This window comes from Massilia glaciei, from assembly GCF_003011895.2.
Taxonomy (GTDB): Bacteria; Pseudomonadota; Gammaproteobacteria; order Burkholderiales; family Burkholderiaceae_D; genus Telluria_A; species Telluria_A glaciei.
This window is the reverse complement of the sequence record NZ_PXWF02000037.1, coordinates 1-17,896: the sequence shown is the minus strand read 5'-3', so window position 1 is coordinate 17,896 and position 17,896 is coordinate 1. Positions and strand designations below refer to the sequence as shown.

The window sequence follows — 17,896 nt, the reverse complement described above, 5'->3', positions numbered from 1 at the left end:
CCCTGGGACTTGACCCACCGTCCTTGCACCGTCTCCTCGAAACCGGCCGTATGCGACATGAGATTGCGCATCGTGATTGGTTCGGCGAACGTTGCGGGAATTGGAAAATCCAGATAGCGCGCGACGTCGGCGCCAAGATCGATCCGGCCCTGCTGCACGAGTTGCATCACAGTCGTATAAGTGACGACCTTCGATATCGATGCAATACGAAACAGCGTGTTGCTAGGCGATACGGGTGTTCTATGTTCGACGTCCGCATAGCCGTACCCGCGCGCCAACAACACCCGGCCATCTTTGACAACCACGATCGCGCTGCCGGCAACACCGGCCTTCTTCATCTCGCGGGGGACCTGTGCGTCAAAGAGTGCGCTTAGATCTTGTGTCGTCATCGCGGGCGGCGGTGCCGCCCTTTGTGCAAGGGCGGGTCCACACGCCAAGCCGAGCAGGCATGCGCCCAGCACCAATTCACTGGCGCGGGCGCACCGCGTCGAAAGTCTGATCAATCTCTGTTGCGGCATGATGGGAGCGGCGTGTTTTCGATGCGGCGTATCATGCGCGCTTGCGGTCGGGCGCGGCAGGGAATGCGACGAGACGGTGCCGTGGCGGCGCGAATCGCAGCCGGCGGTCGCCGATCGAGGGGGGCACAAACCGACATCGGGACGATGTGGGTTTCGGGTATTGATGTTCTACGACACGACTTCCGGGGCCGCCGAAGCTGCCGCGATCAATCAGTAACGGTAGCCGAACGCCGCTTCGAACTGCTGCGCGATCTGGGCGGCGCTGACCACGTGGTTCTGACCGCCCTGGTGGGCGATCTTGATCGCGCCCATCAGGCTGGCCAGGCGGCCCGTGGTCGGCCAGTCGAAGTCGTTGGTGATCCCGTACAGCAGGCCGGCGCGGAAGGCGTCGCCGCAGCCGGTCGGGTCGACCACGGCGGTGGCCTGCACGCAGGCAATCTCGAAGCGCTCGCCGCCCGCGTAGATGTCCGAACCCTTTTCGCCGCGCGTGACGATCAACGCCTCGAGCCGCTCCGCGATCTGGGGCAGCGTCAGTCCGGTGCGGTCCATCAGCATCTCGCATTCGTAGTCGTTGGCCGCCACGTAGCTGGCCTGGTTGATGAACTCGATCAGTTCGGCGCCGCTGAACCGGCCCAGCTGCTGGCCCGGGTCGAACATGAACGGCACCCCCAGCGCGGCGCAATCGCGCGCGTGCTTGAGCATGCCGTCGCTGCCGTCCGGGGCGATGATGGCCACCCGCACCGCGCCGGCGTCGGCCACGTTGTTCTCGTGCGCGAACTGCATCGCGCCCGGATGGAAGGCGTTGATCTGATTGTTGTCGAGGTCGGCCGTTACGAAGCACTGCGCCGTGTAGGCGTGGCCGATGGTGCGGATGGCGCGGGTGCTGATGCCGAGCTGCGCGAAGCGCTCGAGGTACTCGCCGCCGTCCTGGCCGATGGTGGCCATGATCAGCGGATCGCCGCCGAGCATGTTCAGGTTGTAGGCGATGTTGGCGGCGCAGCCGCCGTACTCCGTGCGCAGCGTCGGGACCAGGAACGAAACGTTGATCTTGTGAAGCTGGTCCGCCAGCAGCGACTCCGAAAAGCGGCCGTCGAACTGCATGATTTTGTCGAAGGCGAGCGAGCCGCAGATCAGGGTGGTCTTGGTCATTTGGAGTCTTTTAGGAGCGGGTTGGCCGCCGATGCGGCGGCGGGGGGGCTAGGGATAGAAGATCGCGATCCGGTAGCCGGAGGCCTTGATCTGGTCCAGCGTGAAATACAGTTTGACCGGCTGCTCCGACGCGGGCGCGAAGCCGCGCGCTGCCGGCGCGCCGGCGGGCAGGTATTCGGCCGGCGCCAGCACGCGGCGCAGCAGTGGCCGGTCGTTGGCGTCGGTCAGGGTCAGTTCGAGGTGCGGCCAGGCCTGGACGATCGCGCCGTTGTTGCGCAACAAGGTCACGTAGGCGAGCGTGGTCGGGTTCAGCGTTTGCAGTTCGCCCGTCTCGACGCTGAGCTCGTCGATCTGCATCGGCAGCTCGATGCGGCAATGCAGCAGCGTGCAGCTGGCCTCGATCGCCGGCCTAAGCTGCGGAAAGCGCGCCGCGAGCACGTCGCGGAAAGTGGTCAGGGCTTGCCAGAGCAGCGCCAGCAGCAGGATCACGGAGCCGACCGCCATCAGGATGCGGCGCCGGCGCGCGGCCCGTTCGTGCACGCGGGCGCGGCGGACAAAGTCGGGTTCGTCGTCGCTGTCGTCGGAGGCGACGCCGAGGTCTGGTTCGCCCGCGTGCGCCTCATCGCTCGCGGCCTCGATTGTTTCCTCGGGCGCATCGACGGCGGCCGCGGCAAGCCCTTCGGCGCGTTTTTGGGCCAGCGCCTTGCGCCGCGCCGCCGCGCGTTGCACCGGCGTCAGGTGCGCATGCTCGGCATCGGGTTCTGCGACCACGGCATCGGCCAGCGGCACGAAGGTGCGGTCTGCTTCGTCGGGGTCGAGCGGAAAGTGGGTGTCGTCCTCGTACGGTGCGACGGGGGCGGCGAGCAGCGGCGTCGGCTCGGGGCCGGAAAGCAGCAGCGCCAATTCCGGCGCGGTCAGCAAAAGTTGCGGCTCTTCGGCTTCGGGCGTTGGCGCCGGCTCGGGTTCAGGCTCCGACTCGGGCGCAAGCGCGGGCATCGCCACCGCCTCCACCGCCGGTTCGCTGATAAATTCCGGTAAGAACAGCTCCGGCCCGCACGCCTCGGGCGCCGGCGATGGCGGCGCGATATCTTCGGCCAATCGAGGGGAGGGTGCGACAGGCGCCGGTGCGACAGGCGCCGGTGCAAGAGGCGCCGGTGCGACGGGCGCGGCGGACAAGGCCGCCTTCTCCGGATGCCGCTGCAGCGCCGCATTGCCGTCGAAAACCTCGTTGCAGGCGCCGCAGCGCACTATGCCCCCACGTAACTTCAGCTGGTCGGCGGCGACCCTGAAGGAGGTGTTGCAGCGGGGGCATTGTGTGATGAGCGCCATGCGGAGATTATGCGCCTGTTCGGGCCGGCGGTGGGCTGTCGGCGCCGAGCCTGCCGTGCAGCGCGACCCAGCCGTCCTGCTCGGCCCACACGCCAAGTTTGATGAATGGGGCGTAGGCCGCCGCGACCTCCTCGGCCTGGCGCGCGAGCACGCCCGAGAGGATCAACGCGCCACCGGGCGCCACGCGGCCGGCCAGCATCGGCGCCATCAGCTTGAGCGGGCTCGACAAAATGTTGGCGACGACGATGTCGAAGCGCCCCGTCGCGTGTTGCGGCTTGGCCGACACGGCGAAACTGTCGGGCAGATAAAAGTCGATCTCGCAATTATTGCGTTCGGCGTTGAGCCGCGCCGATTCGATCGCCTGCGGGTCGATGTCGACGCCGGCGACGTCGCCCGCGCCCATTTTTTTGGCCACCATCGCCAGGATGCCCGAGCCGCAACCATAGTCGAGCACGGTCTTGCCCGGCGCCGGATGGGCTTCGAGCCACTCCATGCATAGGCGCGTGGTCGGATGGCTGCCCGTGCCAAAGGCGAGGCCCGGGTCGAGCTCGAGGATCAGGCCGTCCGGGTCGGGCGCCTCGTGCCAGCTCGGCACGACCCAGATGTTCTTGCCGATATGAATGGGTGCGAATTGCGATTGCGTGAGGCGGACCCAGTCCTCGTCGGCCACCGCACGGGTGGTGAAGGCGGGCGCCTGCGCCAGCCCGATGGCGGCCGCGGCATCGGCCACGATCTGGGCCTGGTCGGCGTCGACATCGGTCAGCGCGACCACGCGGCTGTGTTCCCACGCGGCCTCGGCCGGCTCCATGCCCGGCTCGCCGAACAGGGGTTGCTCCTGCTCGGTGCCCTCGTCGGCGTCCTCGACCGAGACCGACAGCGCGCCGGACTCCATCAGCGCGTCGGACAGGGCCTCGGCGTTGGCGCGCGCGATTTCGATGACGACTTCGGTCCAACTCATGCGACGGCCTTGATTTCGGATTTGCTGCCAAGGGCACCGGCCTTGGGCAGGTCCGGCTTGTCGGCCAGCTTCTGCTCGAGGTAGTGGATGTTGGTGCCGCCCTCGATGAAGCGGGCGTCGATCATCAGCTCGCGGTGCAGCGGGATGTTGGTGAGGATACCCTCGACCACCATTTCCGACAACGCGATCTGCATGCGGCGGATCGCCTGCTCGCGCGTGGCGCCGTAGGCGATGACCTTGCCGATCATCGAATCGTAGTGCGGTGGCACGTAGTAGCCCGCGTAGGCGTGCGAATCGACGCGGATGCCGGGGCCGCCCGGGGTGTGCCAGGTGACGATGCGGCCCGGGGAGGGCGTGAACTTGAACGGGTCCTCGGCGTTGATGCGGCACTCGACGGCGTGGCCCGAGAGCATGATGTCGCGCTGGCGGAAACGCAGTTTCTCGCCGGCGGCGATGCGGATCTGCTCCTGCACGATGTCGATGCCGGTGATCATCTCGGTGACCGGATGCTCGACCTGCACGCGCGTGTTCATCTCGATGAAATAGAACTCGCCGTTTTCGTACAGGAATTCGAAGGTGCCCGCGCCGCGGTAGCCGATCTTGCGGCACGCCTCGGCGCAGCGGTCGCCGATTTTCTCGATGAGCTTGCGCGGGATGCCCGGCGCCGGCGCCTCCTCGATGACCTTCTGGTGGCGGCGCTGCATCGAGCAGTCGCGCTCGCCCAGCCAGACCGCGTTCTTGTGTTCGTCGGCGAGGATCTGGATCTCCACGTGGCGCGGATTCTCCAGGTACTTCTCCATATAGACTTCGGGGTTGCCGAAGGCCGCGCCGGCCTCGGTCTTGGTCATCGCGACCGCGTTGAGCAGCGCCGCCTCGGTGTGCACCACGCGCATGCCGCGTCCGCCGCCGCCGCCGGCCGCCTTGATGATGACCGGATAGCCGACCTTGCGCGCGGTTTGAATGATTTCCTTCGGGTCGTCCGGGAGCGCGCCCTCGGAGCCGGGCACGCAGGGCACGCCGGTGCGGATCATGGCTTGCTTGGCCGACACCTTGTCACCCATCAGGCGGATCGATTCGGAGCGCGGGCCGATGAACACGAAGCCCGATTTTTCGACCCGTTCGGCGAAGTCGGCGTTCTCGGACAGGAAGCCGTAGCCGGGATGGATCGCCTCGGCGTCGGTCACCTCGGCCGCGCTGATGATCGCGGGCATGTTCAGGTAACTCAGCGAGGACGCCGCCGGGCCGATGCAGACCGATTCGTCGGCCAGCTTCACATACTTGGCGTCTTTGTCGGCTTCGGAGTGCACGACGACCGTCTTGATGCCCATTTCGCGGCAGGCGCGCTGGATCCGTAGCGCGATTTCACCACGGTTGGCGATGAGGATTTTTTCAAACATGGTAGGTTCGGTTGTTTCTGTAAGTGACGGGGGAACAACATACGCGTTGCAAGCGCCGCGCGGCCCGCGGGCCGCGATGGCTTGAAGGGCTGCTTAGCCGATCACGAACAGGGGTTGGCCGAATTCGACCGGCTGGCCGTTTTCGACCAGGATCTTGGTGACGACGCCGGAGACGTCGGAGTCGATTTCGTTGAGCAGTTTCATCGCCTCGATGATGCAGACGGTGTCGCCTTCCTTGATGGTGGTGCCGACCTCGACGAACGCGGGCGAACCCGGCGAGGACGAGCGGTAGAAGGTGCCGACCATGGGCGACTTGACCACGTGGCCGGTGGGCTCGACGGCGACCGCGACGGGGGCGGCGGCCGGGCCTGGCGCCGGCGCGGCGGCCGGGGCGGCGTAGTGCTGCGGCATGCCTTGCGGATGCATCATCATGACCTGGTTTTGCGGCATGGCGGACGATTTGACGATGCGCACTTTGCTTTCGCCTTCGGTCACTTCGAGTTCGGCAATATCTGATTCGGCGACGAGGTCAATCAGCGTCTTGAGTTTTCGTAGATCCATGTGAAACCCCTTGGAATTTATTCTATGTTTTAAGAGTTGGCAACACGCTCATGGTGTGAGCGAAACCGCAAAAAATGCTTGAAGATAGCGTAGATTAACGCTATTTAAGCGCAAAGTCGATGGCAAAGCGATACCCATCGGTGCCGAGCCCGCATATCGTCCCCACGGCGATGCCCGACAGGAAGGAATGGTGGCGAAACGCCTCGCGCTGGTGCACATTGGAGATGTGCACCTCGACGAAAGGGATCGCCACCGCCGCCAATGCGTCGCGCAAGGCGACGCTGGTATGGGTGAGTCCGCCCGGATTGATGACGATCGCGTCGACGCCCTCGGTCCTGGCGGCGTGGATGCGGTCGATCAGGGCTCCCTCATGGTTGCTCTGAAAGCAAGTCAAGGTCGCCCCGGCCGCCGCGGCTTGCGCCACCGCGGCGTTTTCAATGTCGGCGAGGGTGCCGCGGCCATACACTCCGGGCTCGCGCGACCCCAGCAGATTGAGGTTTGGACCGTTGAGCAATAAAAGCGTTTTTGCCATGTAATGGAAGACCGTTTCCGCGAAAGTCACGCATTTTGCCGCCAACTGCGTGCATTGGCAAGCGGAAAAAAATTACGCCGTTAATACATGTTTCTGCCTTGCCAACGTGGCCGGACGTCTTGGGCCGCCCACCACATCGTCCTCGCGGAGGCGGAGCCTTCCCTGCCCCTATCATGGATCGTCAACGTTCTATGGGTCCCCGCCTCCGCGAGGACGATGTTGGTTTTTGAAATTGAGGTTTCCGCGTTGCGATTTTTGACGCGGCCCAGGCGTCTTGCCGGCCGCAAGCTCTGCAAAGTTCAATCTCTGTTAAGTTCAAGCTCTGTAAAGTTCAAAGCGCTGCCAGGTCCGCCTTCAGCTGGTCGAACTTGATGCGCCCAAGATAGGTTTTTTTGACTTCCCCGTCCGCCCCGATGAGCACGGTGTAGGGCAGCCCGCCGGCGGTGTTGCCGAAGGCGCGCGAGAGGTCGGTGCCCTCCAGGCCGGCCACGTACAGCGGAAAGTCGAGCTTGAGCTTGTCGGCGAAGCGCTTGATGTTGGCGGACGAGTCGATGCCGATGCCGATCACCTGCACCCCCTTGGCGGCGTGTTCGGCGCCCAGCGCGGCCAGCTCGGGCATCTCCTCGACGCACGGCGCGCACCAAGGCGCCCAGAAGTTGACGATCAAGGTCTTGCCCTTCCATTGCGCCAGCGCTTGCGATTTGCCGGCCGGATCGTCCATCGACTTGGAGAACAGCGTCTCGACCGGTGTCTTGGGCGCGGCGGCCGGGGCCGCGGCGGCCGGTGCATGGCCGGCGGCAACATGGTCCATCGGCGCCTCGGCCGGGCGGTTGCGGTTGCCGGCGTAGATGCCGACGCCGATGAAGATCAGGCTGACCAGGGTGTAGAGCACGTATTTTTTATTCATTTGCGTTCCGTTGAATCGTCGGGGGAGTTGCTTGTTGGTTCGGCCAGCAGCGCGCGCACGGCGGCGGCGTCGGCGCGCGCGGGGCGGCCGTCGGCGCGCAGCCTGCGCGCGCCGCGCAGGTCGCCCAGTTCGTACAGTTCGGCGCGCACGCCCTCCTTGCGCCACAAAAAGCTCACCGTCTCGACGTCCGGATGGCCGCGCCCCTTGAAGTGCGGGGTCTCCGAGATGTCGATCACGACCTGGCGGTTGAGCAGGAAAATCTCGACCTCCTTGGCGCTGTCGGCGAACAACTGCAGGTGGATATCGTCGTGCGCGCCGGCGGTGCCGCCCAGCACCGCCCCGGTCAGGTGGGGCGAGAATTCGGCCAGCGCCTCCATCACCTCGAGCGCGACGGTGCGTAGTTGCAGCAGGCGGGCCGGCTGGGTGTCGCCCTGGAACAGGGCTTGGTATTGACGCAACGCATCTTCGATCTCGGCGTTGTCGGGCAGCAGGTCGGCGTTCGGGGGCGCGGCGCCGAGCACCTGGCGCGCCGCCTTGCGCTTGGCGCTGCCGAAGTCGGCGCCGTCGCGCGCGACCAGCCTGGCGGCGGCGGCGGCGATCTGGGCGCGCAGCAGATGGGGATCGTCGTTCGGGCTTGGCATCATGAGCGAGATGATACTCTGGAACGGAAAATGCCATGGGGTCGGGTAAAATCGCATATTCGCCATTTTATTAGCGGTGCCCGGCTCGTCCCGGCGCGGCCCCCACACCATGCATATTCATATACTCGGCATCTGCGGCACCTTCATGGGCGGCCTCGCCGTGCTCGCCAAAGAGGCGGGCCACAAGGTCACCGGCTGCGACGCCAACGTCTACCCGCCCATGAGCACCCAGCTCGAGGCCCAGGGCATCGAACTGATCCAGGGTTTCGGCCCCGAGCAGATCGCGCTCGAACCCGACCTCTACGTGATCGGCAACGTCGTTTCGCGCGGCAACCCTCTGATCGAGGAGATCCTCAACCGGGCCCTGCCTTATATGTCGGGCCCGCAATGGATCGGCGAGCACATCCTGCGCAACAAGTGGGTGCTGGCCGTGGCCGGCACGCACGGCAAGACGACCACCTCGGCGATGCTGGCCTGGATCCTCGAGGACGCCGGCTACGCGCCGGGCTTCCTGATCGGCGGCGTGCCGATGAACTTCGGCATCTCGGCGCGCCTGTCCGGCGCCAAGCAGTCCGACTTCTTCGTCATCGAGGCCGACGAGTACGACACGGCCTTCTTCGACAAGCGCAGCAAGTTCGTCCATTACCACGCCAAGACGGCCGTGCTCAACAACCTCGAGTACGACCACGCCGACATCTTTCCCGACATCGGCGCCATCGAAACCCAGTTCCACCACCTGGTGCGCACAGTGCCCGGCGTCGGGCGCCTGATCGTCAACGGCGACGAGGCCTCGCTCGCGCGCGTGATCAAGCGCGGCTGCTGGAGCGAAAAGGAGACCTTCGGCGCCAGCGCCGGGGTCGACTGGACCATGCGCGAGCATCCCGACGGCAACTTCGACGTCCTGCTTGACGGCGCGGTCATGGGCACGGTGGCCTGGGGCCTGACCGGCAAGCACAACCGCAACAACGCGCTCGCCGCGATCGCCGCCGCGCGTAGCGTCGGCGTGGTGGTGGGCCAGGCCTGCGCGGCGCTGGCCCGCTTCGAGAACGTCAAGCGGCGCATGGAGGTGCGCGGCGTGGTCAACGGCATCACCGTCTACGACGACTTCGCGCACCATCCGACCGCGATCGCGACCACGGTCGGCGGCCTGCGCCAGAAGTTGGGGACGGGCAGCGCCACGGGCGGGCGCATCCTGGCCGTGCTCGAGCCGCGCTCGAACACCATGAAGCTCGGCGCGATGAAGGACGCGCTGCCCGGCAGCCTGCGCGACGCCGACCTGGTGTTCGGCTTCGGCAGCCAGCAGGTGCTCGGCTGGAGCCTGTCGGACGCGCTCGCGCCGATGGGCAAGATCGCCCACAGCTTCGACCAGCTCGACTTTTTGGTGCAGGCGATCGTCGACGCGGCCCGCCCCGGCGACCATATCCTCGTCATGAGCAACGGCGGCTTTGGCGGCGTGCACCAGAAGCTGCTTGGCGCGCTGGCCCCATGATTTTGTATTTGCACGGCTTCCGCTCGTCGCCGCTGTCGGCCAAGGCGCGCCTTACGGCGCGGGCGATGGCCGCGCGCGGGCTCGAAGCCGAACTGGTCTGCCCGCAACTGCCGGCCTCGCCCAAGGCGGCGATGGCGCTCGCGCTCGACCTGGTGGCCGGGGCCGACCCGGCGCGCCTGGCCGTGGTCGGCTCGTCGCTGGGCGGCTATTACGCGGCCTGGCTGGCCGAACGGCTCGGCTGCCGCGCCGTGCTGCTCAATCCGGCGGTCACGCCGCTGCGCGACCTCGACGCGCACGTGGGCGTGGGCACGGCCTTCCACAGCGACGCGCCGTTCGAGTTCAAGCGCGAATACATCGACGAACTGGGCGAACTGGCGGTGAGCGCGATCACGCGCCCGGAGCGCTATTTTTTGATCGCCGCGACCGGCGACGAGGTGCTCGACCACCGCGACATGCTGCTCCACTACGCGGGCGCGCGCCGGCACGTGGTCGACGGCGGCGACCACGCGCTGTCGAACTACCCCGAACTGGTCGACGAGGTGCTCGCCTTTTGCCTGCCGGACGCGCGGCGGTGAGGGCGGCCTCGCTGCGCCAGGCGCTGTGGCACCGCCACGTCAACGCCGTCAACGCGCCCGCCGCGATGCGCGAATGGCTGACCGAGGGCGGTTCGCTGACGGCGCGCCTGAGCGCCCACAGCGGCGCCTTCCGGGTCCAGCGCCTGCACCAGCACCGCGCCATGTGCCTGCCCGACGAGGCGCGCCGCATCGGGCTGGCGCGCCCGGGCCAGGCGTGGGAGCGCGAAGTGCTGCTGCGCTGCGACGGCCGGCCGGTGGTGTTCGCCCACACCGTGGTGCCGCTGTCGGCGAGCGCCTCGGACTGGCCGCTGTTTTCGGCGCTCGGCGAGCGCTCCCTCGGCAGCACCTTGTTCAAGGACCCGCAGGTGCGGCGCGGCGCGCTCGAATTCGCGCGCATCCGCGCCGGCCACCCGCTGATGCGGCGCGCCTTCGTCGCGCTCGGCGGCGATCCCCACGACGCCGGCTTGCAGGACGCCATACTGCACGACGCGATGGCGCACCACGCCACGCACCAGACCATTTACTATGCGCGGCGCTGCCTGTACCGCCGCCATCAGGGCGCGCTGCTCGTCACCGAGGTGTTTTTGCCGCCGGTGCTCGGGCTCGTCGCGGCCACCACCAACAAGAATGAAATGACATTATGAATCTCTTTTTCGAAGAATCGGGCGACTTCAAGGTCGGCGCAGTGCTGTCGCAGGCGGGCGAGGCCTACCATGTTGAAATGCCAAGCGGCAAGCGCACCAAGGTCAAGGTCAAGGACGTGCTGCTGCAGTACGAGAATCCGGCCCCGGCCGAGCTTCTCGAGCAGGCCAAGGCCACCGCGCTCGAGGTCGACCTCGACTTCCTGTGGGAGGTCGCGGGCCAGGACGAGTTCGGTTTCGCCGAGCTCGGCGCCGAGTACTTCGGCCACACCCCGCTCGCGTTCGAGTCGGCCGGGTTGATATTGGCGCTGCACGGGGCCCCGATCTTCTTCTATAAGAAGGGACGCGGGCGCTACAAGGCCGCGCCCGAGGCCTCGCTGCGCGCCGCGCAGGCCGGCATTGAAAAGAAAAAGCAGCAGGCGCTGGTGCAGGCCGGCTATGTCGAGCAGCTCAAGGCGAACCAGCTGCCGGCCGCGCTGCAGCCGCTGGTGCTGCAGTTGTTGTTCCGGCCCGACAAGAACTCGGTCGAATTCAAGGCGCTCGAGGCCGCCTGCAACGAGCTTCACACGACGGCGCCGCGGCTGATGCTCGCCACCGGCGGCGTGGCATCGCCCAAAGAGCTGCACATGGCGCGCTTTTTGTTCGAGAACTTCCCGCGCGGCGCGGGCTTTGCCGGCGTGGCCGCGCCGCCGACCCCGGGCGGCCTGCCGCTGGCCGAGGTGGCCGCGTTCTCGATCGACGACGTCACCACCACCGAGATCGACGACGCGTTCTCGGTCGTCACGCTGCCGGACGGCTTGCTGCGCATCGGCATCCACATCGCCGCGCCGGGCCTGGCCATCCGCCCCGATGACGCCATCGACAAGCTGGCGCGCGCGCGCATGTCGACCGTGTACATGCCGGGCGACAAAATCACGATGCTGCCCGACGAGGTCGTGGCCGCGTTCACGCTGGCCGGGGGCAGCACCTGCCCGGCGCTGTCGCTGTACGCCACGCTCGACACGAGCGAGCCGCTGGCCTGGCGGCTGGTGTCGACCACCACGCGCGCCGAGATGGTGCCGATCGCGGCCAACCTGCGCCACAACGACCTCGACGCGCTGGTCAACGAGGAAACCCTGGCCAGTGGCGAGGGCGAGTACCCGCACAAGGCCGAGATGGCGCAGCTGTGGCAGTGGGCGCTGCAGCTCGAGGCCGGGCGCATGAGGCGGCGCGAGGAATTCGGCCTCAAGCCCGAGCAGAACAACCGCATGGACTTCAATTTTTACGTCGACGACGACGTGGTGACGGTGCAGCGCCGCAAGCGCGGCGCGCCGCTCGACAAGATCGTCGCCGAGTTGATGATCTTCGCCAACAGCACCTGGGGCAAGCTCATGCATGACTCGGGCGTGCCCGGCATCTACCGTTCGCAAGGGGCCGGCAGCGGCGCCGGCTGGGCCGCCAAGATGCAGGTGCGCATGGTCACGCACGCGGCGCCGCACCAGGGCCTGGGCGTGGACCAGTACGCCTGGAGCACCTCGCCGCTGCGCCGCTACACCGATTTGGTCAACCAGTGGCAGATCCTGGCCTGCGCCGAGCACGGCGTGACGGCGCCGCTGGTGGCGCCGTTCAAGCCGCGCGACGCCAACCTGTTCGCGATCGTGTCGGCGTTCGACGCCGCCTACGCCGCCTACAACGAGCATCAGCAGAACATGGAGCGCTACTGGTGCCTGCGCTGGCTCGGCCAGCAGGCCGTGCGCCAGGTCGACGCGGTCGTGCTCAAGGACGAGGTGCTGCGCTTGAACGACATCCCGCTGATCGTGCGCCTGCCGGGCATGCCGGCGGTGGCGCGCGGGGCCCAGGTCAGGCTCGACATTTTGCGTTGGGACGAGGTCGATCTGACCATCGAGGCGCGCCTGCTCGAGGTGGTGGCGGCCGGGGCGGCGGCCGGGGAGGCCGAGATGGATTATGAGGAGGAGCCGGCAGCCGAGGCGGCGGCGCCGGCGGTCGAGGGTGACACGGCCGCCGACGTGGCCGAGCAGGCCGAGGGCGCGGTGGTGGTGGCGCAGCCCGAGGTTGGCTGAGAGGCTGAGAGTCTTTCGATCATGCCCGCTCAGCACGCCAGAAAGCGCCAGTTCGTCGTTGCAAATGCTCGCCATAGCCCCCTATGGCTGTGCTTTGCGCCTCGATCTGCCGCTTTCTGGCGGGCTGCTCGTGCACGCCCGAAAAACTCTCAGCCTCTGAGTTGCAAGTGGCGCGGCCCGAATGTTGTTTTCGAAAAAACCTGTCCACGCGGGCGGGCCCTTGACGTAGAATTGTGATTCTCTGAATCAATAGATCCAAAGCCCGAAGCCGCGTGAACCTCTCCAACGAAAACCGACCCCTGATCATCGCAGTGTCCGTATCGGTGCTCGCGCATGCGCTGTTGCTGGCGGTGCGTTTCGTCGCGCCCGAGGCCTTCACGCTCAAGCCGAACGACCTCGGCCTCGAAGTCATCCTCGTCAACGCCAAGCACGACAAGGCGCCGATCAAGGCCGATGCGCTGGCCCAGGCCAACCTTGACGGCGGCGGCAACGCCGACGCCGGCCGCGCCGCCTCGCCCCTGCCTAACATGGCGCGCAGCGAGGACGGCGACAGCATCAAGGCGGCCCAGCGCCGCATTGCCGAAATGGCGCAGGTGCAGGACAACCTGCTGACCCGGCTCAAGGATTCGAAGTTCCAGAAGGCGCCGGTGACGGAGCGCGAACAGCCCGATTCCCCCCAGCTTGGCGACGACATGATCGAGAGCAGCAAGGTGCTCGCGCGCCGCGAGGCCGAGATCGCCCAGCGCATCAGCGACGAGAACAAGCGCCCGCGCAAGACCTACATCACGCCGAGCACCAAGGCGGTCGGGTATGCGATCTATTACAAGAACATGCAAAAGCGGGTCGAGGAGATCGGCACCCTCAATTTCCCGAAGAAGAACGGGCGCCAGATGTATGGCGAGCTGATTTTGACGATCACCATTTTCCAGGACGGCACCCTGTACGAGAAGGACGACGGCCTGCGCATCGAGCAAAGCTCGGGCAATCCGGCGCTCGACAAGGCGGCCATGGCGATCGTGCGCCGCTCGGCGCCGTTCGGCCAGTTCCCCCGCAATATGCGCTCGACCGACCGCGACGACCTGTGGGTGATCGTCACGCGCTTCAATTTCACGCGCGACCAGACGCTCGAGGCGAACCTCAGCGAGAAGACGCTGTGACGGCCGGGCGCGGCGCGGCCGGGCCGGTTGATCCGGCGGGCGCGGTTGGCGCGGTCGACGCGGTCGACGCGGTAGACCACTATGGCGTGATCGGCCATCCGGTCGCGCACAGCAAGTCGCCCGAGATCCACGCCGCGTTCGCGCGCCAGACCGGTCAGCGCATCGCCTACGCGCGCTGCCCGGCCCCGCTCGACGGCTTCGCCGCCACCGTGCGGGCGCTGCGCGAGCAGGGCTACAAGGGCCTGAATGTGACGGTCCCGTTCAAACTCGAGGCCGCCGACCTTGCCGACAGCCTGTCGGCGCGGGCGCGCGCGGCCGGCGCGGTCAACACATTGCTGTTTTCCGATGCCGGCATCGAAGGCGAGAACACCGACGGCGCCGGGCTGGTGGCCGACATCGTCGACAACGCGGGCCTGGCGCTGGCCGGGCGCCGCATCTTGCTGCTCGGCGCCGGCGGCGCCGCGCGCGGGGCGCTGCTGCCGCTGCTGCACCAGGGCCCGGACCAGATCGTCATCGCCAACCGCGGCGCCGCGAGCGCGCACGCGCTGGCGGCCCACTTCGGCGCGCACGCCGGCCGCGCCGGGCAGGTCCAGGGCTGCGCCATGGACGCCATCGACGGCGCCTTCGACCTTGTCATCAACGCCACCTCGGCCAGCCTGGCCGCGGCCGTGCCGGCCGTGCCGGCGGGCGCGTTCAAGCCCGGCGCGCTCGCGCTCGACATGATGTACGGGAGGGAGCCGACCCCGTTCATGGCGTTCGCGGCCGGCCATGGCGCCATTGCGCGCGACGGCCTCGGCATGCTGGTGGGGCAGGCCGCCGAAGCGTTCTACCTGTGGCGCGGGGTGCGCCCCGACGCCCGCGCGGTGCTCGAACAACTGCGCGCGCAGGCCGCCCTGGACCCGCGGTAAACAACCGTATAACCAGAAACAGCACATGGCGAAATCGGACAAGGGGGGCAAGGGCGGCGCGCGGGCGTCGGGCCGGCGCGGCTGGATCAAATGGCTGTTCTGGGGCCCCGTGCTGCTCGTGCTGCTGGTGCAGGTGTACTTCTTCCTGCAGGTGTGCTGGTGGATCGACCATAATCCTGCCAGCACCAGTTTCATGCGCGAGCAGGCCGCGGTCCTGCGCGCGAAGAACCCGAACGCCGTCATGGCCCACCAGTGGGTGCCCTACGCGCGCATATCGAACAACCTGAAACGGGCCGTGATCGCCTCGGAGGACGCCAATTTCTCCGAGCACGCCGGGGTCGACTGGGAGGCCCTGCAAAAGGCCTACGAAAAAAACACCAAAGAACGCAAGGTGGTCGGCGGCGCCTCGACCATCACCCAGCAACTGGCGAAGAACCTGTTTTTGTCGGGCTCGCGCAGTTACATCCGCAAAGCCCAGGAGCTGGCCATCGCCTACATGCTCGAAACGATGATGGAAAAAGAGCGGATCTTCGAGATCTATCTGAACGTGGTCGAATTCGGCAGCGGCGTGTTCGGCGCCGAGGCCGCCGCGCGCCACTACTACAAGGCGAGCGCGGCCAAACTGAGCGTGGCGCAGGCGGCGCGGCTGGCGGTGATGCTGCCCAACCCGCGCTATTACGACCGCCACCGCGACACCAGTTACCTGGCCAGGCGCACCGGCATCATCATGCGCCGCATGAACTCGGCGGCGCTGCCATGAGGACCCATCCGATGCGGGCGCGCCGGCGCCAGGCCGGTTTGGGCCTGGTGCAGGTGGCCGTGATTTCGGCGCTGGTGGCCGGGGTGGGCATGTGCGCGATGATGTCGATGCGGGCCGATCGCAACTTCTTCGCCGAAGGCTGGGCCAAGCTCAGCGGCAGCGCCGGCGCCCGCGCCGGCGATCTGCTCGACCAGGGCCGCAGGGCCGCCAACGGCGACGACGGCCTGCTGCGCAAGTGCGTCATCAAGGGCAGGACGGTCGTTTCAAACGAGGATTGCAAGCCCGACAACCGGACCAGCAAGGTGATCCGGACCAGCGAGACGCGCGGCTTCGTCACGCCCAAGGCAGTCGCGCCCGCGCCCGAGGCGCCGACCTCGATGCCCGAGGTCGACAAAATGATCGAAAAACAGTTGCGCTGAGGCGAAATCGTCGTTTCGGGGTGGCCGCGCAAATGTCTAAAGGGTACACTTGCGCTGTTTTGACGCGGCCCGGTCCGCGTCCCCATCATCGTCCGGCCGAGAGCGCGCATGATCAACGTATTCGTATTGCAAAATGGCCGTCTCAACCAGGTGCCGATCGAGTCGCGATCGGACCTTGAGAACGTCGCGCCGGTCTGGGTCGACCTGACCGACCCGAACGACGACGAGCGCGCCTGGGTCAAGGCCATTTACGGCGTGATCCTGCCCGGCGAGGACGAGGTCAAGGACATCGAGGCGTCGGCCCGCTACTACGAGGCCGAAAACGGCGACCTGCACCTGCGCACCGACTTCTTGCTCGAGGAGGAGGAGGGGCCGTCGCGCGTGATCACGGTCGCGTTCATCCTGGCCAAAAAAATGCTGTTCTCGGTGCACACGGACGATCTGCCCGTGTTCCGGCTGGTGCGCATGCGCGCGCGTTCGCGCCCCGGTTCGATCGCCGACTATATGGACGTGCTGATCGACCTGTACGCGACCGACGCCGAGTATTCGGCCGACGCGCTCGAAGGCATCTACCAGAATCTCGAAGAAGTCAGTCGCCGCGTGCTGCAAAAGGAATTCACCGACCAGGACGCCGCGGCGACCCTGAACGCGATCGCGCACGAGGAGGATTTGAACGGGCGGATCCGGCGCAACATGATGGACACGCGGCGCGCGGTCAGTTTTTTGATGCGCGGGCGCCTGCTCAACGCCGAGCAGTTCGAGGAGGCGCGCCAGATCCTGCGCGACATCGAATCGCTCGACGGCCACACCTCGTTCTTGTTCGACAAGATCAACTTCCTGATGGACGCCACCGTCGGTTTCATCAACATCAACCAGAACAAGATCATCAAGATCTTCTCGGTCGCCTCGGTGGCGTTTTTGCCGCCGACGCTGATCGCGAGCATCTACGGCATGAACTTCAAGCGCTTCCCGGAGCTCGACTGGAGCTTCGGCTACCCGTTCGCGCTGGCGCTGATGGTCGGCAGCATGATCACGCCGTTCTGGTTCTTCCGCCGCCGTGGCTGGCTTAAATAAGTGGCTTGCCACAGGACAAACAACAATGCAAAAGAATAAACCCGCCGTCAAGCCGCCCACCAAGTCCGAACTCGCCGCGCAGCTGCTGGCCAGGCCGGTTGCAAAGCCGGCGGCCAAGGCCGGCGCCAAGCCGGCGGCAAAGCCTGCCGCCAAACCCAAGGCGAAACCGGCGCCTGAAAAGCGCGACGAGGACGGCGTCAAGCTCACCTCGAATCCGTTCCTGGACGCCGACATGCTGGTGCGCATGCGCGACTACACCGAGCGCGACGCCGCGCTGGGCAAGGAGCTGCGCGCCATCGACGAGTGCGGGGCGGGCAAAAAGAGCATCGATGCGCGCCGCGCGCCCTCGCTCAAGCCGCTGCTCGGGCTGGTCAAGAAGGGTTTGAAGCTGTCGGAGATGTTCGACCGGATCGTGGCCGGCACGGAGAAGGGCTTGTGGGAGGGCTGGTTGGCGACCTACGGGCTTGAGATCCTCGAGGTCAACTACGGGCCGGGGCCGCGCAACGCGCGCATCGCGCTCGACCTGACGGGAAAATCCAAGGCCAACGCCTTGTTCGCCAACGCGGGCGTGCCGAACTGGCGCAGCGTGGCGGCCGAGGACTGCGCTGCGGTGCGCATCGAGAACATCAACGACACGCCGCGGCTTGAGGCGGTTGCGGTCTTTTATCTGGATCCGGCGGCGAAGTAACTGCGCGGCTTTAATCGCGCAACCATCACCAAGGCCAAGGCCAACGCCGCTGCCGACGCCGCCACCAACGCCGCCATAGCCGTCGCCAACCCGGCGGCCACCACCGCCTACATAGTGCCTGAACGGAAACCCC

The 17,896-nt window shown here is 66.8% G+C and carries 19 protein-coding genes and 1 pseudogene; 10 read left to right on the top strand and 10 right to left on the bottom strand.

Annotated features, from left to right (window positions below; translation table 11 throughout):
- The 10 genes and pseudogenes from C7C56_RS02675 to C7C56_RS02635 all read right to left on the bottom strand — a co-directional run.
- The coding region (locus C7C56_RS02675) for a serine hydrolase domain-containing protein (protein ID WP_219933091.1) at positions 1-389 on the bottom strand (389 nt) is incomplete at its 3' end.
- 339 nt (positions 390-728) lie between these two features.
- Positions 729-1,667, bottom strand: a complete 939-nt coding sequence (locus C7C56_RS02670) for a carbohydrate kinase family protein (RefSeq protein WP_106755956.1) — start codon at positions 1,665-1,667, stop codon at positions 729-731.
- A 48-nt stretch (positions 1,668-1,715) separates the two neighbouring features.
- On the bottom strand, positions 1,716-2,765 hold the full coding sequence (locus tag C7C56_RS02665; RefSeq protein WP_370660174.1) for a DUF3426 domain-containing protein: 1,050 nt from the start codon (positions 2,763-2,765) through the stop codon (positions 1,716-1,718).
- A 129-nt stretch (positions 2,766-2,894) separates the two neighbouring features.
- Positions 2,895-2,996 (bottom strand): annotated as a pseudogene (locus C7C56_RS30655) (zinc-ribbon domain-containing protein); the annotation flags it as partial.
- A gap of 7 nt (positions 2,997-3,003) precedes the next feature.
- On the bottom strand, positions 3,004-3,954 hold the full coding sequence (prmA, locus tag C7C56_RS02660) for a 50S ribosomal protein L11 methyltransferase (protein ID WP_106755954.1): 951 nt from the start codon (positions 3,952-3,954) through the stop codon (positions 3,004-3,006).
- On the bottom strand, positions 3,951-5,351 hold the full coding sequence (accC, locus tag C7C56_RS02655; RefSeq protein WP_106755953.1) for an acetyl-CoA carboxylase biotin carboxylase subunit: 1,401 nt from the start codon (positions 5,349-5,351) through the stop codon (positions 3,951-3,953). Before accC ends, prmA begins: the two co-directional genes overlap by 4 nt.
- 93 nt (positions 5,352-5,444) lie before the next feature.
- Positions 5,445-5,912 carry an acetyl-CoA carboxylase biotin carboxyl carrier protein gene (accB, locus tag C7C56_RS02650; protein WP_106755952.1) on the bottom strand — a complete coding sequence of 156 codons (468 nt, stop codon included), beginning with the start codon at positions 5,910-5,912 and terminating at the stop codon, positions 5,445-5,447.
- Between the two features lie 100 nt (positions 5,913-6,012).
- Positions 6,013-6,444 (bottom strand): type II 3-dehydroquinate dehydratase, encoded by a 432-nt coding sequence (aroQ, locus tag C7C56_RS02645; protein ID WP_106755959.1) that lies wholly within the window; start codon positions 6,442-6,444, stop codon positions 6,013-6,015.
- Between the two features lie 331 nt (positions 6,445-6,775).
- Positions 6,776-7,351: a TlpA family protein disulfide reductase gene (locus tag C7C56_RS02640; protein ID WP_106755951.1), complete on the bottom strand. Its 576-nt coding sequence runs from the start codon at positions 7,349-7,351 to the stop codon at positions 6,776-6,778.
- Positions 7,348-7,995 (bottom strand): hypothetical protein, encoded by a 648-nt coding sequence (locus C7C56_RS02635; protein WP_106755950.1) that lies wholly within the window; start codon positions 7,993-7,995, stop codon positions 7,348-7,350. Before C7C56_RS02635 ends, C7C56_RS02640 begins: the two co-directional genes overlap by 4 nt.
- A 106-nt stretch (positions 7,996-8,101) precedes the next feature.
- Here C7C56_RS02635 and mpl point away from each other — a divergent pair, with 106 nt between their 5' ends.
- The 10 genes from mpl to C7C56_RS02580 all read left to right on the top strand — a co-directional run bounded on the left by mpl (position 8,102) and on the right by C7C56_RS02580 (position 17,763).
- Positions 8,102-9,481 carry a UDP-N-acetylmuramate:L-alanyl-gamma-D-glutamyl-meso-diaminopimelate ligase gene (gene mpl, locus C7C56_RS02630; RefSeq protein WP_106755949.1) on the top strand — a complete coding sequence of 460 codons (1,380 nt, stop codon included), beginning with the start codon at positions 8,102-8,104 and terminating at the stop codon, positions 9,479-9,481.
- The gene (locus C7C56_RS02625; RefSeq protein WP_106755948.1) at positions 9,478-10,056 is read left to right on the top strand and encodes a YqiA/YcfP family alpha/beta fold hydrolase; all 579 of its coding nucleotides are present in this window, start codon (positions 9,478-9,480) and stop codon (positions 10,054-10,056) included. Before mpl ends, C7C56_RS02625 begins: the two co-directional genes overlap by 4 nt.
- Positions 10,053-10,700, top strand: a complete 648-nt coding sequence (locus tag C7C56_RS02620) for a chorismate--pyruvate lyase family protein (protein WP_106755947.1) — start codon at positions 10,053-10,055, stop codon at positions 10,698-10,700. Before C7C56_RS02625 ends, C7C56_RS02620 begins: the two co-directional genes overlap by 4 nt.
- On the top strand, positions 10,697-12,757 hold the full coding sequence (locus C7C56_RS02615; protein WP_106755946.1) for a ribonuclease catalytic domain-containing protein: 2,061 nt from the start codon (positions 10,697-10,699) through the stop codon (positions 12,755-12,757). The genes C7C56_RS02620 and C7C56_RS02615 overlap by 4 nt, the downstream gene beginning before the upstream one ends.
- 272 nt (positions 12,758-13,029) lie before the next feature.
- A complete protein-coding gene (locus C7C56_RS02610) occupies positions 13,030-13,914 on the top strand; it encodes a TonB family protein (RefSeq protein ID WP_229457944.1) in 885 nt (294 codons plus the stop codon).
- Entirely contained in the window at positions 13,911-14,822 is a 912-nt protein-coding gene (aroE, locus tag C7C56_RS02605; RefSeq protein ID WP_106755945.1) for a shikimate dehydrogenase, read from the top strand. The genes C7C56_RS02610 and aroE overlap by 4 nt, the downstream gene beginning before the upstream one ends.
- A gap of 25 nt (positions 14,823-14,847) precedes the next feature.
- Positions 14,848-15,582 carry a monofunctional biosynthetic peptidoglycan transglycosylase gene (gene mtgA, locus C7C56_RS02600; protein WP_106755944.1) on the top strand — a complete coding sequence of 245 codons (735 nt, stop codon included), beginning with the start codon at positions 14,848-14,850 and terminating at the stop codon, positions 15,580-15,582.
- Entirely contained in the window at positions 15,579-16,001 is a 423-nt protein-coding gene (locus C7C56_RS02595; protein ID WP_106755943.1) for a hypothetical protein, read from the top strand. The genes mtgA and C7C56_RS02595 overlap by 4 nt, the downstream gene beginning before the upstream one ends.
- 108 nt (positions 16,002-16,109) lie before the next feature.
- Complete coding sequence (gene corA / locus C7C56_RS02590) at positions 16,110-17,075, top strand: magnesium/cobalt transporter CorA (protein WP_106755942.1); 966 nt, start codon at positions 16,110-16,112, stop codon at positions 17,073-17,075.
- A 25-nt stretch (positions 17,076-17,100) separates the two neighbouring features.
- Positions 17,101-17,763 carry a hypothetical protein gene (locus C7C56_RS02580; protein WP_229457942.1) on the top strand — a complete coding sequence of 221 codons (663 nt, stop codon included), beginning with the start codon at positions 17,101-17,103 and terminating at the stop codon, positions 17,761-17,763.
- Positions 17,764-17,896 lie beyond the last annotated feature (133 nt).

Excerpts from the sequence above, each read along its gene's own strand:
- C7C56_RS02670 (WP_106755956.1), bottom strand. The coding sequence starts at position 1,667 with ATGACCAAGACCACCCTGATCTGCGGCTCGCTCGCCTTCGACAAAATC.
- prmA (WP_106755954.1), bottom strand. The coding sequence starts at position 3,954 with ATGAGTTGGACCGAAGTCGTCATCGAAATCGCGCGCGCCAACGCCGAG.
- accC (WP_106755953.1), bottom strand. The coding sequence starts at position 5,351 with ATGTTTGAAAAAATCCTCATCGCCAACCGTGGTGAAATCGCGCTACGG.
- accB (WP_106755952.1), bottom strand. The coding sequence starts at position 5,912 with ATGGATCTACGAAAACTCAAGACGCTGATTGACCTCGTCGCCGAATCA.
- aroQ (WP_106755959.1), bottom strand. The coding sequence starts at position 6,444 with ATGGCAAAAACGCTTTTATTGCTCAACGGTCCAAACCTCAATCTGCTG.
- C7C56_RS02640 (WP_106755951.1), bottom strand. The coding sequence starts at position 7,351 with ATGAATAAAAAATACGTGCTCTACACCCTGGTCAGCCTGATCTTCATC.
- C7C56_RS02635 (WP_106755950.1), bottom strand. The coding sequence starts at position 7,995 with ATGATGCCAAGCCCGAACGACGATCCCCATCTGCTGCGCGCCCAGATC.
- mpl (WP_106755949.1), top strand. The coding sequence starts at position 8,102 with ATGCATATTCATATACTCGGCATCTGCGGCACCTTCATGGGCGGCCTC.
- C7C56_RS02625 (WP_106755948.1), top strand. The coding sequence starts at position 9,478 with ATGATTTTGTATTTGCACGGCTTCCGCTCGTCGCCGCTGTCGGCCAAG.
- C7C56_RS02615 (WP_106755946.1), top strand. The coding sequence starts at position 10,697 with ATGAATCTCTTTTTCGAAGAATCGGGCGACTTCAAGGTCGGCGCAGTG.
- mtgA (WP_106755944.1), top strand. The coding sequence starts at position 14,848 with ATGGCGAAATCGGACAAGGGGGGCAAGGGCGGCGCGCGGGCGTCGGGC.
- C7C56_RS02595 (WP_106755943.1), top strand. The coding sequence starts at position 15,579 with ATGAGGACCCATCCGATGCGGGCGCGCCGGCGCCAGGCCGGTTTGGGC.
- corA (WP_106755942.1), top strand. The coding sequence starts at position 16,110 with ATGATCAACGTATTCGTATTGCAAAATGGCCGTCTCAACCAGGTGCCG.
- C7C56_RS02580 (WP_229457942.1), top strand. The coding sequence starts at position 17,101 with ATGCAAAAGAATAAACCCGCCGTCAAGCCGCCCACCAAGTCCGAACTC.